This window comes from Ruegeria sp. HKCCD7628, assembly GCF_057221005.1.
The window spans coordinates 411011-430396 of sequence record NZ_JBWVBA010000001.1 but is presented as its reverse complement, the minus strand read 5'-3'; the positions used below and the strand labels follow the sequence as shown (position 1 = coordinate 430396).

The window sequence follows — 19386 nt, the reverse complement described above, 5'->3', positions numbered from 1 at the left end:
GTCCAGCGGTTTCAGGCCCCGGTGGGCACATCTACCGGCGGGAGTTTGCCATTGGCGCGATGCTCCTCGGTTTTCACCTCGTCCCATAGGGCGTCCATCTCGGCCAAATCGCTTTGGCTGGGTGTTTTACCGCGTTCGGCCAGGCGGGATTCGACCTGTTCAAAGCGGCGGGTGAACTTGGCGTTGGTGCGGCGCAGAGCGGCCTCAGGCTCGATCCCCAGATGACGGCCCAGATTGACGATCACGAACAGCAGATCGCCGAATTCATCTTCGAGCGCGTCGGCATCCATGCTGTCGCGGGCCTCTTCCAACTCGGCGGCTTCTTCGGTGATCTTGGCCAACACATGGCTGGCATCGGGCCAGTCAAACCCCACGCGCGCGGCGCGTTTTTGTAGCTTATGGGCGCGCAACAGGGCAGGCAGGTTGGCGGCCACACCGTCCAGTGCGCCTTTCAGTTCCTTTCCTGCACGTTCAGCGGCTTTGATCGTCTCCCAATCCAGAGTCTGTTGTTCAGCCGACTTGTCACGGGATTCGTCACCGAACACATGCGGATGACGCGCGACCATCTTGTCCGACATGGTGCGGACCACGTCCTGAAAGGTGAAATGTCCCGCTTCTTCAGCCATTTGCGCGTGAAAAACCGATTGGAACAGCAGGTCGCCTAACTCTCCCTTCAGCTCGTCATAAGCCTCGCGTTCGATGGCGTCGGCGACCTCATAGGCTTCTTCGATCGTGTAGGGGGCGATGGTGGCGAAATCCTGTTCGATGTCCCACGGGCAGCCGGTTTGCGGGTCGCGCAGGCGACGCATGATTTCCAGCAGACGTTCCATGCCAGCGTCGCTATCGTGGATCAGAGGATTTTCGGCCATTGCGAACCCTTTCGTTCCGGTGTCAGATGCATCCATTCCGCAGTCCTGATCAGGAGTCCACCCCAGATGCCCGTCGTCAACCGAATTGCCGATTTTGCCGCCGACATGACCGCATGGCGGCAGCACCTGCATTCGATCCCCGAATTAGAGTTTCAGTGCCACCAGACGGCAGCTTTTGTCGCCGACCGGCTGCGTGAGTTTGGTGTAGATGAAATACATGAGGGCATCGCTACAACCGGTATCGTCGCAATCATCAATGGGCAGGCCGAGGGGGCGACGATCGGATTGCGCGCCGACATGGATGCGCTGCCGATCCCGGAAGAAACGGGCGTGGACTATGCCTCGAAACACCCCGGTAAGATGCATGCCTGCGGTCATGATGGGCATACTACGATGCTGCTGGGAGCAGCCCGTTATCTGGCCGAGACGCGAAACTTCGCGGGCCGCGCGGCGTTGATCTTTCAACCTGCCGAAGAAGAGGGCGGCGGCGCGGATATAATGGTGCAGGAAGGCATCATGGACCGGTTCGACATCGCGCAGGTCTATGCGCTGCACAATGCTCCGAACCTGCCCGAAGGCGCTTTTTACACCACGCCTGGGCCGATCATGGCCGCGGTTGATACGTTTCACGTTCACATTCAGGGCGTGGGCGGTCATGGTGCCATGCCCCACGAAACCCGCGATCCGGTGATGGCCGCCTGTGGCATCGCTCAAGCACTGCAGACCATCGTCAGCCGCAACCATTACGCGCTGGACGATCTGGTGGTTTCGGTCACCCAAATTCATACCGGGTCTGTCAACAACGTGATCCCAGATACTGCCTATATCAACGGCACCGTGCGCACCTTTGACCCGGAGGTGCAAAAGATGGTGATGGAACGCATGGCGCAGATCGTTGCCGGGCAGGCGGCCTCATACGGGGTTGAGGCCGAGCTGGATTACGAGGTCAACTATCCCGCCACCATCAATGATGCAGGCAAGGCCGGATTTGCTGCTGAGGTGGCCCGCGAAATCTCGGGCGAAGGGCTGGTGGTCGAAAACATGACCCGCAACATGGGGGCCGAGGATTTCTCGTACATGCTGAACGCGCGCCCCGGCGCGTATCTGAACCTGGGGCAGGGCGAGGGCGCCGGGCTGCACCATCCTAAATACAACTTCAACGACGAAATCGCGCCTGTGGGGGCTTCGTTCTTTGCGCGGATCGTCGAAAAGGCACAGCCGCTGGGCTGACAAGGAAAAGACATGGGACTGGAAGACGCAAAAACTCAGGTGGATGAAGCATTCACCAACCCCGATCTCAAGGGGCTGTCGTTCGAGAATACGTTTGGCGGGGCAACCTCATTCCTGCGGCGGCTCTATACGAAAGATCTGAAGGGCGTGGATATCGCCGTGACGGGCGTGCCGTTCGATCAGGCCGTTACCAACCGCCCCGGCACAAGGCTGGGTCCGCGCGCCATGCGTGAGGCGAGCGCGCTGCAGTCGCCAGACGCGCCCTATGGTTGGCCCTTTGATGCGCTCAGCGAGCTGGCCATCGTGGATTATGGAGATATGGCCTATGACTATGCCAATATCCCGGCCTTTCCCGACACGCTGACGGATCATATCCGTACCATTCTGAATGCCGATGTGGCCTCGGTCACTTTGGGCGGGGATCACTATATCAGCTTTCCGATCCTGAAAGCCTATGCCGAGAAATACGGGCCGATGTCGCTGCTGCAATTCGATGCGCATACCGATACCTGGGCCGATGACGACATGACCCGCGTGGACCACGGCACGATGTTCTACAAGGCGGTGAAATCGGGGATCGTGGACCCGAAACGCTCGGTTCAGGTGGGTATCCGCACCACGAACGAGGACACTCTGGGCGTCAACATCATCGACGCGCGCGAGGTATACGAGTCCGGCCCTGCCGCTGTTGCGCAAAAGATCAAAGGCATTCTGGGCGACAGCCCCGTTTATCTGAGTTTTGACATCGACGGGTTGGACCCGGCCTTTGCGCCGGGCACCGGGACGCCCGTCTGGGGTGGGCTGAGTTCGATCCAAGCGCAGATCATCCTGCGTGACATTGCCGGGATCAACATCAAGGGCGGTGATGTGGTCGAGGTCTCTCCGCCCTATGACACATCGGGCGCGACGGCGATTGCCGGGGCCCACGTGGCGACGCAGATTATTTGCCTTTTGGGGTGGAACAAGCTCATGCCTTAACCATTGGTTAGCCATCTTTCCGGTATCACCTTAACCAAAAGGTCGGACGGGAGAGATACGGGCATGACACAGTTTAACCAACCCATCAGCGGCAATGATCTGGCGCGGTTTTCGGGTCCGAACACGTTCATGCGCCTGCCGCAGGCAGACTCGTTGGCCGGGCTGGATGTGGCCGTGCTGGGCATCCCGATGGATATCGGCACCTCATGGCGGTCGGGCACGCGGTTTGGTCCGAAACAGATCCGCGCCGAAAGCGCGATGATACGGCCCAACAACATGGCCAGTTTTGCCGCGCCCTTCGACAGCCTTCAGATTGCGGATATCGGCGATCTGGCAATCAACACGTTTTCGTTGTCCGAAAGTTTGAAAATAATACGCGAAAGCTATGACGCGATTCTGGCGCAAAACGTGACACCAGTTGCGATGGGAGGCGATCACTCGATCACATTGCCGATCCTGCGCGCGATTGCCGCCAAACACGGGCCGGTGGCGCTGGTCCATGTGGACGCCCATGCTGACGTGAACGATGAGATGTTTGGTGAAAAGGAAACTCACGGCACCGTCTTCCGCCGCGCCTATGAAGAAGGACTGATCGTCCCCGACAAAACCTTTCAGATCGGTATCCGAGGCTCGGGCTATTCCGCGTCGGACTTCACCGAGGCCAAGGGCTGGGGGTTCAAGCAGTTCCCTGCGTGGGAACTGTGGCAACAGAATCTGACCGTGATCGGCGCACAAATCCGAAAAGAAATAGGAGAGCATCCGGTTTACGTTTCCTTCGATATCGACAGTCTCGACCCATCCTTTGCCCCCGGCACCGGCACACCCGAGATTGCCGGTCTGACCACCCCACAAGCGTTGCAGCTGATTCAGGCTTTGCGAGGGATGAATGTGGCAGGGTGCGATCTGGTCGAGGTGTCTCCGCCCTATGATCCTACGGGGAACACGGCGCTGACCGCTGCCAACCTGCTGTTTGAAATGTTGTGCATTTTACCCGGAGTGACGTGACGGTACGGGGTGTCAAACCTTGCAGAGGGGGCGCGTGCCGTTAGTTTGCCCTCAAAGCAAAGGGATAAATGATGAAGATGGTTCTTTGGCTGATCGTGGGGGCGGTGATCGCACTTGGGTTCTACATCCGACTTGCACCCTCGGACCCTGCGCGCTGGCATGTGGCGGTTGCTGGTGCTACGGATGAGGACATGCAGGGTGGGGTCATCCGTGTGGTCGAAACTGGGCCAGACGGCCTCGCAAAACTGGACGTGATAGCACAAGCCACACCCCGCACGACCGTTCTTGCCGGATCTGTCGAAGATGGAATGATCACCTATGTCACCCGTACCCAAGTAATCGGCTTTCCCGACTACACCACGGTTCAGCAGGACGGCGACGTTCTGCGTATCCATGCCCGCCTGCGCTTTGGACGTTCAGATTTTGGGGTAAACCGAGACCGTGTTGATGGGTGGCTTGCTGCGCTCCAGCTCTGAGGACAAACACCCTTCCGAGACCTCGCGCCACATCGGGACGTTTAGTGACATCTGGCACTGCGCCATGAACATGCGGCCATCGACTTGAAGGCAGATCATCTGGCCCAGATCCACGCGCGCGCCTGACTTGTCCGTGCAATAGCAGTCGCGCACCTTTCCGTCCGGCCCGACGTAATCCGCCATGGCAGGCACCGCAAACAGCGACAAAATCAAAATCAACCCCTTCATGACGGGTAGCTTAGCACAAGCTCGGCCCTTGACCAAAGCCGCAGATTAGGGGACACCGCCGGGATGATCCCCGAAGAACGCCTTGAGCAGATAACCCAGCGATTCCAGTATCTCGAAGCGGCCATGTCAGATGGTGCCTCGGGCGGGGATATTGCTGCTCTGGCCAAAGAATATTCCGACCTCAAGCCTGTGGTCGACCAGATCATGGCTTGGCGGCAACTGCACGCCGATCTGACTGAGGCTCAGGCGATGCTGGCTGATCCCGACATGAAGGAGCTGGCCGAAGAGGAAATCCCCGATCTACAAGCCCGTATCCCACAGGCCGAACATGCGCTGCAACTGGCGCTTTTGCCTAAGGATGCTGCAGACGCGCGCCCCGCGATGTTGGAAATCCGCCCCGGCACTGGCGGGGATGAAGCCGCCTTGTTCGCCGGTGATCTACTGCGCATGTATCAGCGCTACGCTGAGGCGCGTGGCTGGCGGTTCGAGATTATCGAGGAGCAGGCTTCGGACCTCGGTGGGGTCAAGGAAGTCGTGGCCCATATCAAGGGTGACAATGTCTTTGCCCGCATGAAATACGAATCCGGCGTCCACCGGGTGCAGCGCGTGCCCGAAACCGAAAGCGGTGGGCGGATTCATACATCGGCTGCGACGGTCGCAGTTTTGCCCGAGGCCGAAGATGTCGATATTCAGATCGACGCGAATGACATTCGGATCGACACAATGCGCAGCTCGGGCGCGGGGGGACAGCACGTGAACACCACCGACTCGGCGGTGCGGATCACTCACTTGCCGACAGGGCTGGTTGTGACCAGTTCCGAGAAATCGCAGCACCGCAACCGAGAGATTGCGATGCAGGTTCTGAAAACGCGTCTCTATGACCTGGAAAGGCAGAGGATCGACAGCGAACGTTCGGCAGATCGCGCCAGTCAGGTCGGTTCGGGTGATCGTTCCGAGCGAATCAGGACGTATAATTTCCCGCAGGGCCGTATGACCGATCACCGCATCAACCTGACCTTGTATAAGTTGGATCAGGTGATGCAGGGCGATCTGGATGAGGTGATCGACGCGCTGACCGCCGATGATCAGGCGCGCCTGCTGGCCGAGATGGCCCTATGAACGGTCTGCAAACAGCGGCTCAGGCGATGGTGGCAGCCACGTCTCGCCTGCGGGCTGCAGGGGTCGATGATCCGGCACGTGATGCGCGCGTCCTGCTGGCCCACGCTGCCCGAATCGAAGCCAGCCGGGTCACCCTGATTGCGCCGGAAGAACTGTCGCACGAGATCGCTGAACGCTATGATCAGCTTATTTCGCTGCGCGCCATTCGCGTTCCGGTGTCGCACCTTTTAGGCGAACGTGAGTTTTATGGCCGCAGGTTTCGCGTAAGTCGTGATGTTCTGGATCCGCGCCCTGAAACCGAGATTCTGATCGAGGCCGCGTTGAGCGCACCGTTTGATCATCTGTTGGATCTTGGAACGGGTTCGGGCTGTATTCTGATCACGCTGTTGGCCGAACGCGCAAGTGCTTCGGGTGTTGGTGTTGATCTAAGCGAGGCCGCCTGCCTGCAGGCGAGCGCCAATGCGGTTCAACATCAGGTCCAAGCCCGAGCCGAGATACAGCAATCAGATTGGTTTGAGAGCATAGAGGGGCAATTTGACCTTATCGTCTCAAATCCGCCCTACGTTTCGCTGTCAGAAATGAATGACTTGTCACCGGAAGTCCGCGAGCACGAGCCTCGTATGGCGCTGACGGATGAAGGGGACGGGTTAGGAGCCTATCGTCGCATTGCTGCCGATGTCCCGGATTATCTGGTCCCCAGCGGTCGGGTGCTGGTGGAAATCGGCCCGACGCAAGGTCACGCGGTTGCCGCGCTATTTCAGGCGGCTGGGCTGGCAGAGACGCGGATTATTCCTGATTTGGATGGCCGTGACCGTGTTGTCTTGGCCAGAATGCCTGGGTGACGGCACATACTGAGGCTGAAAAGCGCCGATTGATGTAAAAAAGCTGCGAATTTTGGGATAAAGCCCTTGTCTGAACGCGCAGGACATGTTTACTCAGGATTAGTCGGAGAGGTTGACGCTATTGCAGCGCACCCCTGACGCCAAGCCCAAAAAAGTCGACATCGCGTTCCGGCTAAAGCCTTTGAGCAATGCAAGATGCGACGTGATCGACAGTGAATGACAAGGCTGACGAAAGTAGATGAGATCTTCCAAATCCCGCTCGCGGGCCAAGAATAACCGCAATCGTCCTTCTGGCGGCAACGTTGTAAACCGGGTTTTTGACAGCTCGGGGCCGGAAGGCAAAGTGCGCGGCACGCCCCAGCAGATCATTGACAAGTACAACCAGCTTGCCCGCGACGCGCAGCTGTCCAACGACCGTGTGGCTGCTGAGAACTTTCAGCAACACGCCGAACATTACCTGCGTTTGCTGAGCGAAGCGCAGCGTGAAATGGAGGCACGTCGGGAAGAACAGGAACGCCAGAACCGCGAACGGCAGGCCGAACGTGACCGAGAACGCGCGGAGCGTCAGGAACGTGAAGCGGCCCGCCAGGCCGATCCGGCCGAAGCACCGCAACCAGACGTCATGGATTTCAACGCCGAAGCGGCCCCGGAATCCGGTTTGGTGGAAACGCCCGAGGCCAAGGGGTCTGATGTTCCCGAAAAGAAAGAAAAGCCTGCCCGCAAACCGCGTGCCCGCAAGCCCAAACCAGCACCTGCCGCTGAAGAGGCTACTGCCGACAAGGGTGATGCACCTGAGGCGGCCGAGTAGGCCACGTTGAATATGGAATGGAAAGCCCTGGTCAAGTGACCGGGGCTTTTTTGTTTTCAGCCCGCGCGGATTTGGCGCGCCAGTGCGCAGAAGGCTTCTAGCGGGACCTGTTCTGCCCGCTCGGTTGGTTGAATACCGGCGGCCAATAGGCGGTCTTCGATATCGGAAGCGACCCCTTTCAAGGAAGCGCGCAGCATCTTGCGGCGTTGGTTGAATGCGGCTGCGACGACACGCGACAGGGTTGCAGCATCCGCGGGATGCCGAGGTTCGGGCAAGGCGGTCAGATGGACAACGGCGCTTGATACTTTCGGCGGCGGGGTGAAAGCCCCAGGCGGTAAAGACATGGCGATACGCGCATCCGCCCGCCATTGCGCCAGGATGGCCAATCGGCCATACGCCTTGCTGCCGGGTCGGGCAACAATACGCTCGGCCACTTCGCGCTGAAACATCAGAGTCAGGCTTTGCCAGAATGGCGGCCACTCCGGAGGGGTCAGCCAGCGGACCAGCAGTTCGGTACCGACGTTGTACGGCAAGTTGGCTGCAACTCGAATCGGCGGGGTGAGATGCGCCATGGGGTCGATTTCCAGCGCATCACCATTGATGATTTCCAGTCGACCGGGGTAGGCGGCAGCAATCTCGTTCAAAGCTGCGATACAGCGCGTGTCTTTTTCAACTGCCACAACCTTGCGCGCGCCCTCTGATAAAAGCCCACGGGTCAAACCGCCGGGGCCGGGGCCGATTTCGAGAACGTCACAGGCGCTGAGATCACCGGCCTGCCGCGCGATTTTTGCCGTCAGGTTGAGATCCAGCAGGAAGTTCTGCCCCAACGACTTGCGGGCCGAAAGTTGGTACGCCGCGATGACCTCGCGCAGGGGGGGGAGTGTGTCGATTGCGCTCATGATCCGATTACCGTGGCGCGGGCTGAGGTAAAGCGCCAGTTTTTTTGCCTCTGGCGGGGATATTTTTTGCCAGGTGAAGGATCAAGCGCTTTTTGCCATGCGTTGGGCCAGTTTAAGGGCTTCGATCATACTGGATGGGTTGGCAATGCCTTTTCCGGCAATATCCAGCGCCGTGCCGTGATCCGGCGAGGTGCGTATGAAGGGCAATCCCAGCGTGACATTCACACCCATGTCGAAATCGAGGGTCTTGATCGGGATAAGCGCCTGATCGTGATACATCGCAACTGCTGCGTCGTACCTGGCGCGGGCCGCTGCGTGAAACATCGTGTCGGCAGGATGCGGGCCGGTGACCGTGTAGTCATCTTGCGGCAAGGCTTGGATCAGCGGCGCGATCCAGTCAAGCTCCTCATGTCCCATTTTGCCGCCTTCGCCTGCATGTGGATTCAAGCCAGCCACACTGATGCGAGGTTTTCTGATGCCGAATTGTGCACGCAGACCTTTGGCTGTGATCTCGATCGTTTCGCGCAAAAGATCTGGTGTCAGAGCGGCAGGAACGCGGGACAGAGGAATGTGGATCGTGGCAGGCACCACCCTAAGTTGGTCGCTGGCCAGCATCATCACGACGCGTTGCTGTCCTGCGAGGGCTGCAAGAAACTCGGTATGTCCGGGGTAAGCAAAGTCCGCGCCTTCCATCAGGGCCTTTTTATGGATCGGTGCCGTACAAAGCGCTGCGGCTCGACCGGACTGAACCATAGATACGCCGAGTTCGATCGCGTCGATAACGCTGGGCGCGTTGGCCGCAACGGGTTGGCCTGGTGTGTTGGCAGACGGAAAATCAAGGTGCAGCACAGGCAGGGCCGTCGCGCAGATCGCGGTCGCCTCAGAAAAATCTGTGATCCTCTGAATGGGCGTACCGGCAGGAAGATGGTTGGCATCTCCAATGTAGACAAAGGGGCATGTTCCGCGTAGCTCTGCCCAGGCTTTTGCGGCGATCTCTGGACCTATGCCTGCGGGATCACCACAACTCAGCGCGATTGGGGCTATCATTGCTCGATGATCGTTGCGTCCGCACGCAATTGCTCGAGTAGGCTTTCGGCAAAGGCAGTCAGACGTTGTTGGGTCAGAGCATTGGCGACATCCGCGCGCGAAGTTTCCTCGCCCCGGTCCAGAGTACGTGTGCACAGCATCAGGAATTTCAGCGTCTGGCCATTGTTGCCGGTCAGCGCGGTCGAGACCTCGTTCAAGTCCAGTTTCGATAATTCAAGTGCGACATCGCGAGGGATTTCCGACGGGCTGGCTTCAATCCGTTGCAGAACGTTTTCCGGTTGGTCTTTTGCAAGGCCATAGAGATCATCGCAATTATCAACCTCTTCGCGCAGATCGGCAGCACGGGCCAATGTTTCCGCGCTGCGGCCACCGGGAAGGTTGTAGATCGCGTAGTCGATTTTTGAATAGGTCGGAGTACCCGACGCAAGTTCGCGTAGGCCCCGAAGCTGAAACAGAGCGACTGCGTTTGGCAAAGAAATGGGTTGCGTTATTTCGCCATTCTTCAAACCAATGATGACCGGTTGCAGGGCGGGTGGCAGGTCGGTCAGGTTCAGCCAGTCTAACCGCCCCCCGTTGGTCCGGGTACCTGCCGCGGAATACTGCGTCGCAGCTGCCGAGAACGCATCGAATCCTTCCAGAAGTGCGATCTCTTCAGCCAACAATTCGACCTGTGCAACCGTTTGCTGATTTACGGGAATGATGACTTCGGACAGCAGAACTTGCAGCCCGCCACTGCCCGATTGACCAAGAGCACGGTTGACCTCGTCTTCTGATGGGCGCGCCTGCGACAGGAATCTCGCGCTGATAAAGTCGCGCCACGACAGTTGGTCGGCCACAAAATCGCGGACGGTCTCGCGCGAAACACCTGCCTCGGACAGAAGCTGAAGGAACTCATCCGTCGACAAGCGACCGCGGGCAGCAAATTCGTCAATGCCCAGCTGAACGGCCTCGGGGCTGGCAGATATCCCAGCTGCGCTCATGGCTTGTTTGCGCAGACGATCGTCGATCAGGGCTTGGCGAACCTCGGCGTCCGACGCTCCGGGCGCGCCAAGTACGGTCAAAAACTGCTGGCGCTGCTCAAGTTCGTACCATGTGACGATATCCTGATTGACCTTGATGGCTGGGGAAAACAGGCTCTGGGCCAGGCCCGGCGACACGCTCAGACACAAAGATACGACCGCAACATATGCGACTGGCCTGATCACAGCGGATCGGATGAGATTGGAGAAACCTGAAATCAACTGCATCTTCTCTTGAACTCTTGGCCACCACCTTCAACGGAGTATCCCGTCAGGGCTACCGTAAAGCCGAATTCAGTGGAAGGCTCAATACTAGATGACGAAGTAAAACGTCTGCTGACGGTCATGTTAACCTGCACGCATTCATTCTGGTACGTAACACCCAAGCCATACCGAATGGGTTCAGACTCGCTCAGATCGTAACGGGCGACGGCTTGGGTTAGCCAGTTCTGGTCGACCCTATAGCGTCCATCCAATCGAATTTCGGATATTTCATCGTCCACGTTCTCGTCTGGGTCTGGCTCCTGCCAGATATAGCTGCCCGACAACCTAACGGTTTTTTGCTGCCAGGCCGCGCGCATTTCGGCTTTGGCAAAACTGAAATCTCCGTTCAGCAAGCCGCGGCCTGCAAGTGACCACCCATTTGCGGTTTGCAATTGACCTGCAAGCAGCAGATCCGACGATGTTCCCTGCAGTCCCGATGTCAGATTGAACTCTGGGTCGGGATCTGCGCGAAACACTTGCCCGACAGTGGCCAAAGCCCGGCGACCGTTCGCTCCGTAGCGCGCCCAGTTGACACCAATGACGCCGGTTGCCCCATCTTCGCGTCGATCCGGGGCTGGAAATCGGGACAGCGACAGCAAGTTGCCCTGATCGAATTCCTGAAACGTACTTTCGTCGATTGGCACATCATTGGTCGAGACTTGCGTCCAACCGATCTGAGCAATTGGCTCCAGCACCTGCGTAGCCCCGGATTGCTCGCGCCGTGCCATGGGATAGCGCAGGGTCAAAGCCGCCCGGGGGGTGGTGCGGGTTTCTTGATCAGGGAAATTGCTGTCGTGGCGGATGTTGAACGTGTCAATCGAGGCCCCGAACCGTGCGTCCGCACGCAGACCCGAGGTGAAGATCCAACTGCGCAGCCATTCCGCGTCAAAGGTTGCTCGGGCCACATCTCGACCAACGACGTCCTCGTCACTTGTGCGTTCATGGGCGTGTGTAATGAAACTCAGCCGTGTTTCGCCGCCGATCGAAGTCGGAAAGTGGCGTTTCTGATAGTACAGATCGAATACACGAGATGGAATTTCGTCCTGATCTTCGCTGTCGCGCAAGGTTTTGTAGTGGATAAAGCTGGTGCGGAAGGCGGTGTCGCGTTTTATCCGCTCTAGCGCAACTTCGCTGCGCAGGCGGTCGAAATCGGGCAGGCCATAATCGGCCAGGTAGGCGTCATCGGACGTGGTTTTAATGTTGAACGTGAACCGATAGCCGTCATTCAGATTGAAAAAGCCATCTGCGAAGAAGTAACCGCGATCCTCTCCGGGCTGAAGATCGTCACGGGTGTGTGCGCCCAACAAGCGAAGTCGCCCACGCTTGAACGCCTGACGATACCGATACCCCAGCGTCCGAGTTTTTGAGGACAGATAGGGCGTCAATGTCAGGTCTTTGTGGTCTCCTAGCTTGAAGAAATATGGAACCTGAAGCCCCGTGCCCAACTGCGACGTTGTGCGAATCGAAGGCACCAGGAAACCAGTTGCCCGGTCCAGAGTGGGGTCAGGCAGACGCAAATAAGGGAAATAGAAGACCGGCAGGTCCAGAATTCGGAATTGTGCGCCTTCGAAATATAGTTGTCGTTCAAGCTGATCGTGGGTGACCTTGCGGGCCCTGATTTGCCATAAAGGCGGTCGGCCATCAGAACAAACATGACATGACGTGGCCGATACCTTGCTGAACTGTGTGTATCTGCCACCTGCGCGCGTAGCTTGAACCGATGCGACTTGGACCTGTTGGTCAAACACCATCCGCGCACCGATCAGCAAGCCGTTCTGAATACCGTCGTCCAGTTCAGCCGAATCCGCCAGAATCGTGGTTGAGCCGCCCTGATCAATGCGCACGGGGCCATCTAGGGTGAGTTGCCCGGTGTCCCGGTCATATGTGACCCGTTCAGCGGTAATTTTTGCATCGCCTTGAAATGCCTCGACATTACCTTCGGCGACCAGAACACGTTCGGGCGTGATGAAAATCCTGTCCGCAACCAGCAGGGCTGGCTGCTCTTCCTGCGTGGCGTCCGTAGGCGCGTTCACACCTGTTGGGGATTGTGCGTAGATCGTCGCGGGCAAGGTGATCGCGATGGCTGCCGACAACAGAAGGCTGGGAAGCAACCGCATCAGCCATCCTCCGCGTGAAGCAAGAGACCAAGCGACAACAGTATAGCAGCGAAAGGCGGAGCCCAGGCCGCGACGATAATAGGCAATTGACCGTTTTCCCCCAATATTTGGGCAAAGTTGCGCACGAAATAAATCGCGAATCCCAGAAGAACTGCAGATAGGACCGCAATTCCAGTGCCGCCAAATCTCACATGGCGCATGGTGAAGGCCGCGCCGATAAGAACCATCGAAACCAGAAAGAAGGGCCGCGCCAGTTGCACTTGCAACCAGACTTCGTATTGCTTGGTTGAAAAACCAGCCTCGCGCAGATCCCGGATCAACTCGGGCAGATCATAAACCGAAACGGATCCCTGCTGCCCCAATGTGTCGAGAATGCGCTGCCGTGTAAGCGACGTCGGAACCTCGAGCTGTTCGTGAACGACCGAGTTACTCTCGGGGTTTGTGTCTTCCTCGAGGGACCAGACCTTGGCATTGTCCAATACCCATTTGCCCGGCCTCAGCTCGGCATTGTCGGCCGAGACTTGCTGGGTCGGGGTTCCTTCCTGTGAGAAAGTGATGATCGTCACGTTATTTAGCTTCAGTGTTTCACCGTTGGACGTACCTTTGGCGTGAATTACGGACTGACCGTTCTGTGATCCCTGGCGTAGCCACAAGCCCTCGCTGCTGATTGAAAACGCTGACGTGCCGTTGTTGCGGTAAGAGTCGGACAGGCGATTGTATTCCTCGGATGTCGCCGCGGAGATCGGGTTCAGCAGAGCTACGGCCATGGCTCCGATCAATAGGGCCAGTGCGACTGGCGCTAATAAAGACCGTATGCCTGAGCGACCAATCGCGCGGGTAACGACCAGTTCAGAACTGCGCGCCAGCCCAACGAACAGAGCGATCGTTGCTAGGATAACCAGCAAGGGCAGCATTTCGCTGATCGCAGCTGGTGTGTTCAGCAAGGTCAGATGCAGCAAGCGCCCGAATGAAAGGTTTTCGTCGTCGAACCGGCGGGCCTGTTCGATCAGGTCGATCAGAATCAGCAACGTCAGGAAAATGCCGCCGATCACCATAAAGTTCTGCAAGAAGCGGCGGGCAAAGTATCGGTCGAGGATCACGGCAGACCCCTCGCCATTCCTGCTAACGCGAAAAAACCACTAGCCCTCAGGTCAGAATCACAACCGTTCGCGCCTTGCCGCGACGGCATATGCCTGCCCTGTCTTGCCACTTTGTTCTCCCCCGAACCTGCCGGAATTTTTTCTGGACTGTACTGCAATTGAAGTGCGGGGAAAACTGCTATCTGGTCAAGTTGATCGGGGCGGGCTAGGTCTTGGGTCACAGATTTTCAGGAGTTCCCAATGAGCAGTCTAATCCCGATCCAGTTTCAGGCTTTTGACGTTGGCATGATGGCACAAGCCGAGGGCCGAGTCGCGATCATCATTTCTGACGAGGGCAAGATGGGTCCTGCCGCGCGCCGGGCCAATCGCCTGACTCGTGGTGCTGTCGCGCGGCTGGTCGAAAGCGAACAGTTCGAAAAGGTGAAATCGGGCGAGGTGATCTCGTTGGCATGGCCCGGTGGCATGGCGGCCGAGGCGCTGGATATTCTGATCCTGCCGCGCCGCCCGGATGCGGCCGAGGCCCGCAAGGCTGGTGTCGCGCTTGCGAAACTGGCCGGTGGCAAGGCGCTGTTGGTGATGGCGGCCAACCAGACCCGCTCCGAGGATCTGGCCATGGGTATCGCTCTGCGCAGTTATGAGTTCGACGCGCACAAAACCAAAGACTCTGATCCAGCCGCGACGGTCACTATTGCGCATCAGAAATCTGACGAGGTCGAAGCCGCCTTTGCGCCGCTCTATGCTATTGCCGACGGCGTGCGTATGACGCGTGATCTGACGAATGAGCCCGCCAATATCCTGACAACAACAGAATTCGCTGACCGCTTGGCCGAGATGAAGGATCTGGGCCTTGAGGTTGAGGTTCTGGAAGAAGACAAACTGGAAGAGCTGGGAATGCGCACATTGCTGAGCGTCGGTCAGGGCTCGGTCAGCCCGTCGAAGGTTGTGGTGATGCAATGGAACGGTGGCGACAAGGGCGATGCCCCGCTGGCGCTGGTCGGCAAGGGCGTTGTGTTCGATACCGGCGGGATTTCGTTGAAGCCTGCGGGTGGCATGGAAGACATGACCATGGATATGGGCGGCGCGGGCGTCGTCGCAGGCACCATGCGCGCGCTGGCCAAGCGCAAGGCCAAGGCCAATGTGGTCGGGCTGGTGGGGCTGGTCGAGAATATGCCCTCGGGCAATGCCACGCGTCCCGGCGATGTGGTCACGTCGATGAAGGGCGATACGGTCGAGATCATCAACACAGATGCCGAGGGTCGTTTGGTTCTGTGCGACGTGATGTGGTACGCGCAGGAGCGGTTCAGCCCTGTGGGCATGGTTGATCTGGCGACCCTGACCGGAGCGATCATCATTGGTCTGGGGCATGAGAATGCGGGCGTCTTCTCGAACAATGACACCTTCTGCGAGGCCTTCCTGAAATCGGCCAAAGCCGAGGACGAAGGCGCGTGGCGGATGCCCTTGGGCGCGGCATATGACAAGCAGCTGAAGTCTCGCATCGCTGATATGAAGAACGTAGGCGGGCGGCCTGCGGGCTCGATCACCGCTGCGCAGTTCCTGCAGCGTTTCGTGAAAGAGGAAACGCCGTGGATTCACCTGGATATTGCCGGTGTTGCTTCGGTGGCTTCCGAGACGTCCTATGCTCCGAAGGGTGCGACTGGCTGGGGCGTGCGCGCGTTGAGCCGTTTTGTGCAGGACAATTTCGAGTAATCGGATGGGTGCTGTCTATTTCTACCACCTGACCCGGCAGCCGCTGGAATACACGCTGCCGGTTTTGCTGGACAAAGCCCGGCAGGCCGGGTGGAAGATTGTCGTGCGGGGAACAGATCCCGCACGGATGGACTGGCTGGATGAAAAACTGTGGCTGGGGCCGGATGACGGGTTCCTGCCGCATGGGCTTGCCGGTGGGCCGCACGATGCGGCGCAGCCCATTTTGCTGACGACCGGACCGGATGTGTCCAATGACCCGGCCTGCGTAATGGCGGTGGACGGTGCGCAGGTAGGGCCGGACGAAGTGAACGCTCTGGAACGGGTCTGTATCCTGTTCGACGGCAATGACGAACAGGCCGTTCAGCATGCGCGCGGGCAGTGGAAGGCCCTGACCGGCGCGGGGTGTTCAGCGCAATACTGGTCCGAAGAAGCGGGCCGTTGGGAAAAGAAAGCCGAGGCTTAAGCCTTGTGCGCAAGTTTTCAGGAGATCGATACATGGAAATGAAGCCCTTGGGCCGAACAGGCGTTATGGTGACCGACCTGTGCCTCGGAACAATGACTTTTGGATCGCAGACATCCGAGGCGGACGCTCATCGCCAGATGGATATGGCTCTGGAAGCTGGGATCAATTTTGTCGATGCGGCCGAAATGTATCCGGTCAACCCCATCGCCAAGGAAACCATCGGACGCACCGAAGAATACCTTGGCAACTGGAACGCAGCCAATGCTGCGCGTCGTGAGAGTTATGTTCTGGCGACCAAGCATTCGGGCGCCGGCATGGTCCATGTCCGAAACGGCGCGCCGATCACCGGTCAGACGATCCCCGAAGCCATCGAGAATTCTCTGCGACGATTGCAGACCGATTACATCGACCTCTACCAATTCCACTGGCCGAACCGGGGCAGCTATATGTTCCGCCAGAACTGGAACTACGCTCCGTCCGGCAAGAACACGGCCGATGTGTTGGACAATATGTCGGAATGCCTCGAGGCGCTGCAGGCGCAAGTTGATAAGGGCAATATTCGCGCTTTTGGTCTGTCGAACGAAAGTGCATGGGGCACAGCACAGTGGCTGCGTCTGGCCGAGGCAGGCGGCGGGCCGCGGGTGGCATCGGTTCAGAACGAGTATTCATTACTGTGTCGGCATTTCGACACTGACATGGCCGAATTGAGCGCGCATGAAGACGTTGGATTGATGGCGTTTTCGCCTCTGGCGGCAGGGTTCCTGACGGGCAAGTATCAAGAGGGCGCAGTTCCCGAGGGCTCGCGCATGTCCTTAGTGCCCGATATGGGCGGTCGACACCGTGATCGGGTTTTTACGGCGGTGAGCGCTTATCTGGACATCGCCGAGAGACATGGATTGGACCCGGTGCATATGGCATTGGCCTGGTGCCGCACGCGCCCATTTGTGATTACAGCCATATTCGGGGCAACAACAGTCGAGCAACTTGCCCATATTCTTGACGGGAAAGAGTTGAAACTTTCCAAAGAAGTGATGCGCGAGATTGGCGATGCGCATCGGGCACATCCCATGCCGTTCTAAAATCTTTCCAGAGGTGGATAGGGGGCTCTGCCCCCGCCGCCCGTTCCGGGCGACTCCCCCGAGATATTTTTGGCCAGATGAAGGGGGATCCGGTCAGTGATGGGTGGGGTGCGCGCGCTCTTGCCTGAGATCGCGGGCAGAAAGGCCGTGAGCGGTGCGAAAGGCGCGGGCAAAGCTGGATTGTGATCCAAAGCCAGTGGCCAGCGCCACATCCATCAACGACATGTCTGTGTCGGTGACCAGACGGCGGGCCTCGGCCAGGCGCAGTTGCAGGTAGTGGTCCTGCGGTGTGGTGTTCAGGCGCAGGCGGAATTGTTGCTGCAGGGTGCGGGGGCTAGTGCCTAGTGTTTCGGCGATATTGGCCAGCGGCAGCGGGTCATCCAGCGCAGATTGCATCAGGCTATTTGCCTTGGCCGTAAGGGCCGTGTGGCGGTGTGGCGCACCGGTACGGCTTTGCGGTTTTGCGGGGTCTGGCGCGCCGTCATAAAGGAACAGACCAGACACGCGCGCGGCAAAGCCTGCGCCGTGGCGCGCGGCGATGATGTGCAGCATCATTTCGACCGCCGGGATCGCGCCGCCTGAGGTTAGGCGGTTTTGAGAGACGGTGAAGCGGTCCGGGCGCACGTCGACCTCGGGGAAACGGGCTGCGAAATTGTCCAAGTCTTCCCAATGGGTTGTAGCGGCGTGGCCGTCCAGAAGGCCAGCTTCGGCCAGTAGCCAGGGGCCTCCGTCGATGCCGGCCATTGTGGCGCCAGTGTTTGCGACCCGGCGGAGACCAGCCAGCAGGCTGGGGGTGGCGTGGCGTGCCAGTTGGAACCCGGCAACCACAATCATCAGGTCGCAGCCTTGCAGGCGGGCCAGAGGGATGCCCGGCACGGTCAGGGCGCTGGTCAGCATCGCGGGCTGGGCCGTGGCGGTGACATAATCCCAGTCGAAGGCGGGGCGATCGGCCAGACGATTGGCTGCGCGCATGGGGTCTACAGCGGATGCAAAGCTGAGCGTATTGCAGTCGTCCAGCACCAGCACCGCCGTTTTCAGGGCGCGATGTTCGGGTTGCAGTATGTTTTTTGCGGATTTCATCAAGTTCGATTCGCATTCTGCCAAGTGTTTCCCCAAGGCTGCGTCAGAGTCGCGGGCAACGCAAATCGATTGCCGGGGAGAAGTCTGGGGAAAACTCAGGGCAAAACCGGGTATAAGCTGGGGAGAACGCCATGCCTTTGGAAATGAACCGCGAGGTCTTTATCACCTGTGCCGTGACCGGCTCGGGCGGGACGCAGGATCGCAGCCCGCATGTGCCGCGCTCGCCGCAGCAGATTGCCGACAGCGCGATTGCGGCGGCTAAGGCCGGGGCGGCGGTGGTACATTGCCACGTGCGCGACCCCGAGACCGGCGCGCCCAGCCGTCGGCTGGACCTTTATCGCGAGGTGACAGACCGGATTCGCGACGCGGATGTCGATGTGGTGCTGAACCTGACCGCCGGGATGGGCGGGGATATCGTGTTCGGTGGCGTCGAGAGCCCGTTTCCGGTGGCTGAGGGCACCGACATGATCGGTGCGTCAGAGCGCGTGGCGCATATCGCGGAGTGCCTGCCCGAGATATGTACGCTGGACTGCGGCACCATGAACTTTGCCGAGGCGGACTATGTCATGACCAACACCCCCGGCGCGCTGCGGGCGATGGGGCAGATGATGACGGATATGGGTGTGAAGCCCGAGATTGAAGCCTTTGACACCGGTCATCTGTGGTTCGCCAAACAGTTGGTGAAAGAGGGAATTCTGGAGCCGAACGCTCTGGTTCAGCTGTGTATGGGGGTGCCGTGGGGCGCACCGGATGATCTGAACACTTTTATGGCGATGGTGAACAATGTGCCTGATGACTGGACGTTCAGTGCGTTTTCCTTGGGGCGGAACCAGATGGCTTATGTGGCGGCTACTGTGCTTGCGGGCGGCAACGTGCGTGTGGGGTTGGAAGACAATCTGTGGCTGGACAAGGGTGTTCTGGCTGAGAACTGGCAGTTGGTCGAGCGTGCAGGGACCATCATTGAAAATATGGGCGCTAAGGTCATTGGGCCTGCTGAGGTACGCAAGAAGCTCGGTTTGACCAAGCGCGCGCCGGTGGCGAAGTAAGCGTGATTGG

At 58.8% G+C, this 19386-nt stretch carries 19 protein-coding genes; 11 read left to right on the top strand and 8 right to left on the bottom strand.

The window, feature by feature from the left end; all coding sequences use genetic code 11:
* Window positions 1–11: 11 nt before the first annotated feature.
* The gene (gene mazG, locus AC2TAD_RS02120) at window positions 12–869 is read right to left on the bottom strand and encodes a nucleoside triphosphate pyrophosphohydrolase (protein WP_170354436.1); all 858 of its coding nucleotides are present in this window, start codon (window positions 867–869) and stop codon (window positions 12–14) included.
* A gap of 66 nt (window positions 870–935) precedes the next feature.
* Here mazG and AC2TAD_RS02115 point away from each other — a divergent pair, with 66 nt between their 5' ends.
* From AC2TAD_RS02115 to AC2TAD_RS02100, 4 genes are all read left to right on the top strand, one after another.
* Window positions 936–2099 (top strand): M20 aminoacylase family protein, encoded by a 1164-nt coding sequence (locus AC2TAD_RS02115; protein ID WP_480865703.1) that lies wholly within the window; start codon window positions 936–938, stop codon window positions 2097–2099.
* Between the two features lie 12 nt (window positions 2100–2111).
* Entirely contained in the window at window positions 2112–3077 is a 966-nt protein-coding gene (gene speB / locus AC2TAD_RS02110) for an agmatinase (RefSeq protein ID WP_170752744.1), read from the top strand.
* A gap of 63 nt (window positions 3078–3140) precedes the next feature.
* Window positions 3141–4082 (top strand): agmatinase, encoded by a 942-nt coding sequence (gene speB / locus AC2TAD_RS02105; protein ID WP_480865702.1) that lies wholly within the window; start codon window positions 3141–3143, stop codon window positions 4080–4082.
* Between the two features lie 71 nt (window positions 4083–4153).
* A complete protein-coding gene (locus AC2TAD_RS02100; RefSeq protein ID WP_480865701.1) occupies window positions 4154–4558 on the top strand; it encodes a DUF1499 domain-containing protein in 405 nt (134 codons plus the stop codon).
* On the opposite strand, the gene AC2TAD_RS02095 is transcribed toward AC2TAD_RS02100, so the two are convergent.
* Complete coding sequence (locus tag AC2TAD_RS02095; protein WP_480865700.1) at window positions 4499–4786, bottom strand: hypothetical protein; 288 nt, start codon at window positions 4784–4786, stop codon at window positions 4499–4501. The two genes, AC2TAD_RS02100 and AC2TAD_RS02095, sit on opposite strands and share 60 nt — an antisense overlap.
* A gap of 63 nt (window positions 4787–4849) precedes the next feature.
* Here AC2TAD_RS02095 and prfA point away from each other — a divergent pair, with 63 nt between their 5' ends.
* The 3 genes from prfA to AC2TAD_RS02080 all read left to right on the top strand — a co-directional run bounded on the left by prfA (window position 4850) and on the right by AC2TAD_RS02080 (window position 7555).
* Window positions 4850–5905 carry a peptide chain release factor 1 gene (gene prfA, locus AC2TAD_RS02090; protein WP_480865699.1) on the top strand — a complete coding sequence of 352 codons (1056 nt, stop codon included), beginning with the start codon at window positions 4850–4852 and terminating at the stop codon, window positions 5903–5905.
* The gene (prmC, locus tag AC2TAD_RS02085; protein WP_480865698.1) at window positions 5902–6747 is read left to right on the top strand and encodes a peptide chain release factor N(5)-glutamine methyltransferase; all 846 of its coding nucleotides are present in this window, start codon (window positions 5902–5904) and stop codon (window positions 6745–6747) included. Before prfA ends, prmC begins: the two co-directional genes overlap by 4 nt.
* A 238-nt stretch (window positions 6748–6985) precedes the next feature.
* Window positions 6986–7555: a DUF4167 domain-containing protein gene (locus AC2TAD_RS02080; RefSeq protein ID WP_170354398.1), complete on the top strand. Its 570-nt coding sequence runs from the start codon at window positions 6986–6988 to the stop codon at window positions 7553–7555.
* A 56-nt stretch (window positions 7556–7611) separates the two neighbouring features.
* Here AC2TAD_RS02080 and rsmA read toward each other — a convergent pair whose 3' ends face one another.
* The 5 genes from rsmA to lptG form a co-directional block, all read right to left on the bottom strand.
* Entirely contained in the window at window positions 7612–8454 is an 843-nt protein-coding gene (gene rsmA, locus AC2TAD_RS02075) for a 16S rRNA (adenine(1518)-N(6)/adenine(1519)-N(6))-dimethyltransferase RsmA (RefSeq protein WP_170752754.1), read from the bottom strand.
* 81 nt (window positions 8455–8535) lie between these two features.
* Entirely contained in the window at window positions 8536–9501 is a 966-nt protein-coding gene (pdxA, locus tag AC2TAD_RS02070; protein ID WP_480865697.1) for a 4-hydroxythreonine-4-phosphate dehydrogenase PdxA, read from the bottom strand.
* The gene (locus AC2TAD_RS02065; protein WP_170752759.1) at window positions 9498–10748 is read right to left on the bottom strand and encodes a peptidylprolyl isomerase; all 1251 of its coding nucleotides are present in this window, start codon (window positions 10746–10748) and stop codon (window positions 9498–9500) included. Before AC2TAD_RS02065 ends, pdxA begins: the two co-directional genes overlap by 4 nt.
* Window positions 10739–12901 (bottom strand): LPS-assembly protein LptD, encoded by a 2163-nt coding sequence (locus tag AC2TAD_RS02060; protein ID WP_480865696.1) that lies wholly within the window; start codon window positions 12899–12901, stop codon window positions 10739–10741. The genes AC2TAD_RS02065 and AC2TAD_RS02060 overlap by 10 nt, the downstream gene beginning before the upstream one ends.
* Window positions 12901–14001, bottom strand: coding sequence for an LPS export ABC transporter permease LptG (lptG, locus tag AC2TAD_RS02055; protein ID WP_170752763.1), 1101 nt, complete (start codon window positions 13999–14001; stop codon window positions 12901–12903). The genes AC2TAD_RS02060 and lptG overlap by 1 nt, the downstream gene beginning before the upstream one ends.
* Window positions 14002–14241: 240 nt before the next feature.
* Here lptG and AC2TAD_RS02050 point away from each other — a divergent pair, with 240 nt between their 5' ends.
* From AC2TAD_RS02050 to AC2TAD_RS02040, 3 genes are read left to right on the top strand one after another with little or no spacing between them, the layout of a single operon-like run.
* Window positions 14242–15708 (top strand): leucyl aminopeptidase, encoded by a 1467-nt coding sequence (locus AC2TAD_RS02050; protein WP_480865695.1) that lies wholly within the window; start codon window positions 14242–14244, stop codon window positions 15706–15708.
* 4 nt (window positions 15709–15712) lie between these two features.
* Window positions 15713–16171 (top strand): DNA polymerase III subunit chi, encoded by a 459-nt coding sequence (locus tag AC2TAD_RS02045; protein ID WP_170354391.1) that lies wholly within the window; start codon window positions 15713–15715, stop codon window positions 16169–16171.
* A gap of 32 nt (window positions 16172–16203) precedes the next feature.
* Complete coding sequence (locus AC2TAD_RS02040; RefSeq protein WP_480865694.1) at window positions 16204–17250, top strand: aldo/keto reductase; 1047 nt, start codon at window positions 16204–16206, stop codon at window positions 17248–17250.
* Between the two features lie 93 nt (window positions 17251–17343).
* On the opposite strand, the gene AC2TAD_RS02035 is transcribed toward AC2TAD_RS02040, so the two are convergent.
* Window positions 17344–18330, bottom strand: a complete 987-nt coding sequence (locus AC2TAD_RS02035; RefSeq protein ID WP_353390162.1) for a GlxA family transcriptional regulator — start codon at window positions 18328–18330, stop codon at window positions 17344–17346.
* Window positions 18331–18461: 131 nt separating this feature from the next.
* On the opposite strand from AC2TAD_RS02035, the gene bcoG reads away from it, so the two are divergent.
* Window positions 18462–19376, top strand: coding sequence for a 3-dehydrocarnitine:acetyl-CoA trimethylamine transferase BcoG (gene bcoG, locus AC2TAD_RS02030; protein ID WP_170752771.1), 915 nt, complete (start codon window positions 18462–18464; stop codon window positions 19374–19376).
* Window positions 19377–19386: the final 10 nt, after the last annotated feature.

What these genes read in the sequence shown, in the direction of transcription:
- mazG (WP_170354436.1), bottom strand. Translation starts at nt 869, where the DNA reads ATGGCCGAAAATCCTCTGATCCACGATAGCGACGCTGGCATGGAACGT.
- AC2TAD_RS02115 (WP_480865703.1), top strand. Translation starts at nt 936, where the DNA reads ATGCCCGTCGTCAACCGAATTGCCGATTTTGCCGCCGACATGACCGCA.
- speB (WP_170752744.1), top strand. Translation starts at nt 2,112, where the DNA reads ATGGGACTGGAAGACGCAAAAACTCAGGTGGATGAAGCATTCACCAAC.
- speB (WP_480865702.1), top strand. Translation starts at nt 3,141, where the DNA reads ATGACACAGTTTAACCAACCCATCAGCGGCAATGATCTGGCGCGGTTT.
- AC2TAD_RS02100 (WP_480865701.1), top strand. Translation starts at nt 4,154, where the DNA reads ATGAAGATGGTTCTTTGGCTGATCGTGGGGGCGGTGATCGCACTTGGG.
- AC2TAD_RS02095 (WP_480865700.1), bottom strand. Translation starts at nt 4,786, where the DNA reads ATGAAGGGGTTGATTTTGATTTTGTCGCTGTTTGCGGTGCCTGCCATG.
- prfA (WP_480865699.1), top strand. Translation starts at nt 4,850, where the DNA reads ATGATCCCCGAAGAACGCCTTGAGCAGATAACCCAGCGATTCCAGTAT.
- prmC (WP_480865698.1), top strand. Translation starts at nt 5,902, where the DNA reads ATGAACGGTCTGCAAACAGCGGCTCAGGCGATGGTGGCAGCCACGTCT.
- AC2TAD_RS02080 (WP_170354398.1), top strand. Translation starts at nt 6,986, where the DNA reads ATGAGATCTTCCAAATCCCGCTCGCGGGCCAAGAATAACCGCAATCGT.
- rsmA (WP_170752754.1), bottom strand. Translation starts at nt 8,454, where the DNA reads ATGAGCGCAATCGACACACTCCCCCCCCTGCGCGAGGTCATCGCGGCG.
- pdxA (WP_480865697.1), bottom strand. Translation starts at nt 9,501, where the DNA reads ATGATAGCCCCAATCGCGCTGAGTTGTGGTGATCCCGCAGGCATAGGT.
- AC2TAD_RS02065 (WP_170752759.1), bottom strand. Translation starts at nt 10,748, where the DNA reads ATGCAGTTGATTTCAGGTTTCTCCAATCTCATCCGATCCGCTGTGATC.
- AC2TAD_RS02060 (WP_480865696.1), bottom strand. Translation starts at nt 12,901, where the DNA reads ATGCGGTTGCTTCCCAGCCTTCTGTTGTCGGCAGCCATCGCGATCACC.
- AC2TAD_RS02050 (WP_480865695.1), top strand. Translation starts at nt 14,242, where the DNA reads ATGAGCAGTCTAATCCCGATCCAGTTTCAGGCTTTTGACGTTGGCATG.
- AC2TAD_RS02045 (WP_170354391.1), top strand. Translation starts at nt 15,713, where the DNA reads ATGGGTGCTGTCTATTTCTACCACCTGACCCGGCAGCCGCTGGAATAC.
- AC2TAD_RS02040 (WP_480865694.1), top strand. Translation starts at nt 16,204, where the DNA reads ATGGAAATGAAGCCCTTGGGCCGAACAGGCGTTATGGTGACCGACCTG.
- AC2TAD_RS02035 (WP_353390162.1), bottom strand. Translation starts at nt 18,330, where the DNA reads ATGAAATCCGCAAAAAACATACTGCAACCCGAACATCGCGCCCTGAAA.
- bcoG (WP_170752771.1), top strand. Translation starts at nt 18,462, where the DNA reads ATGCCTTTGGAAATGAACCGCGAGGTCTTTATCACCTGTGCCGTGACC.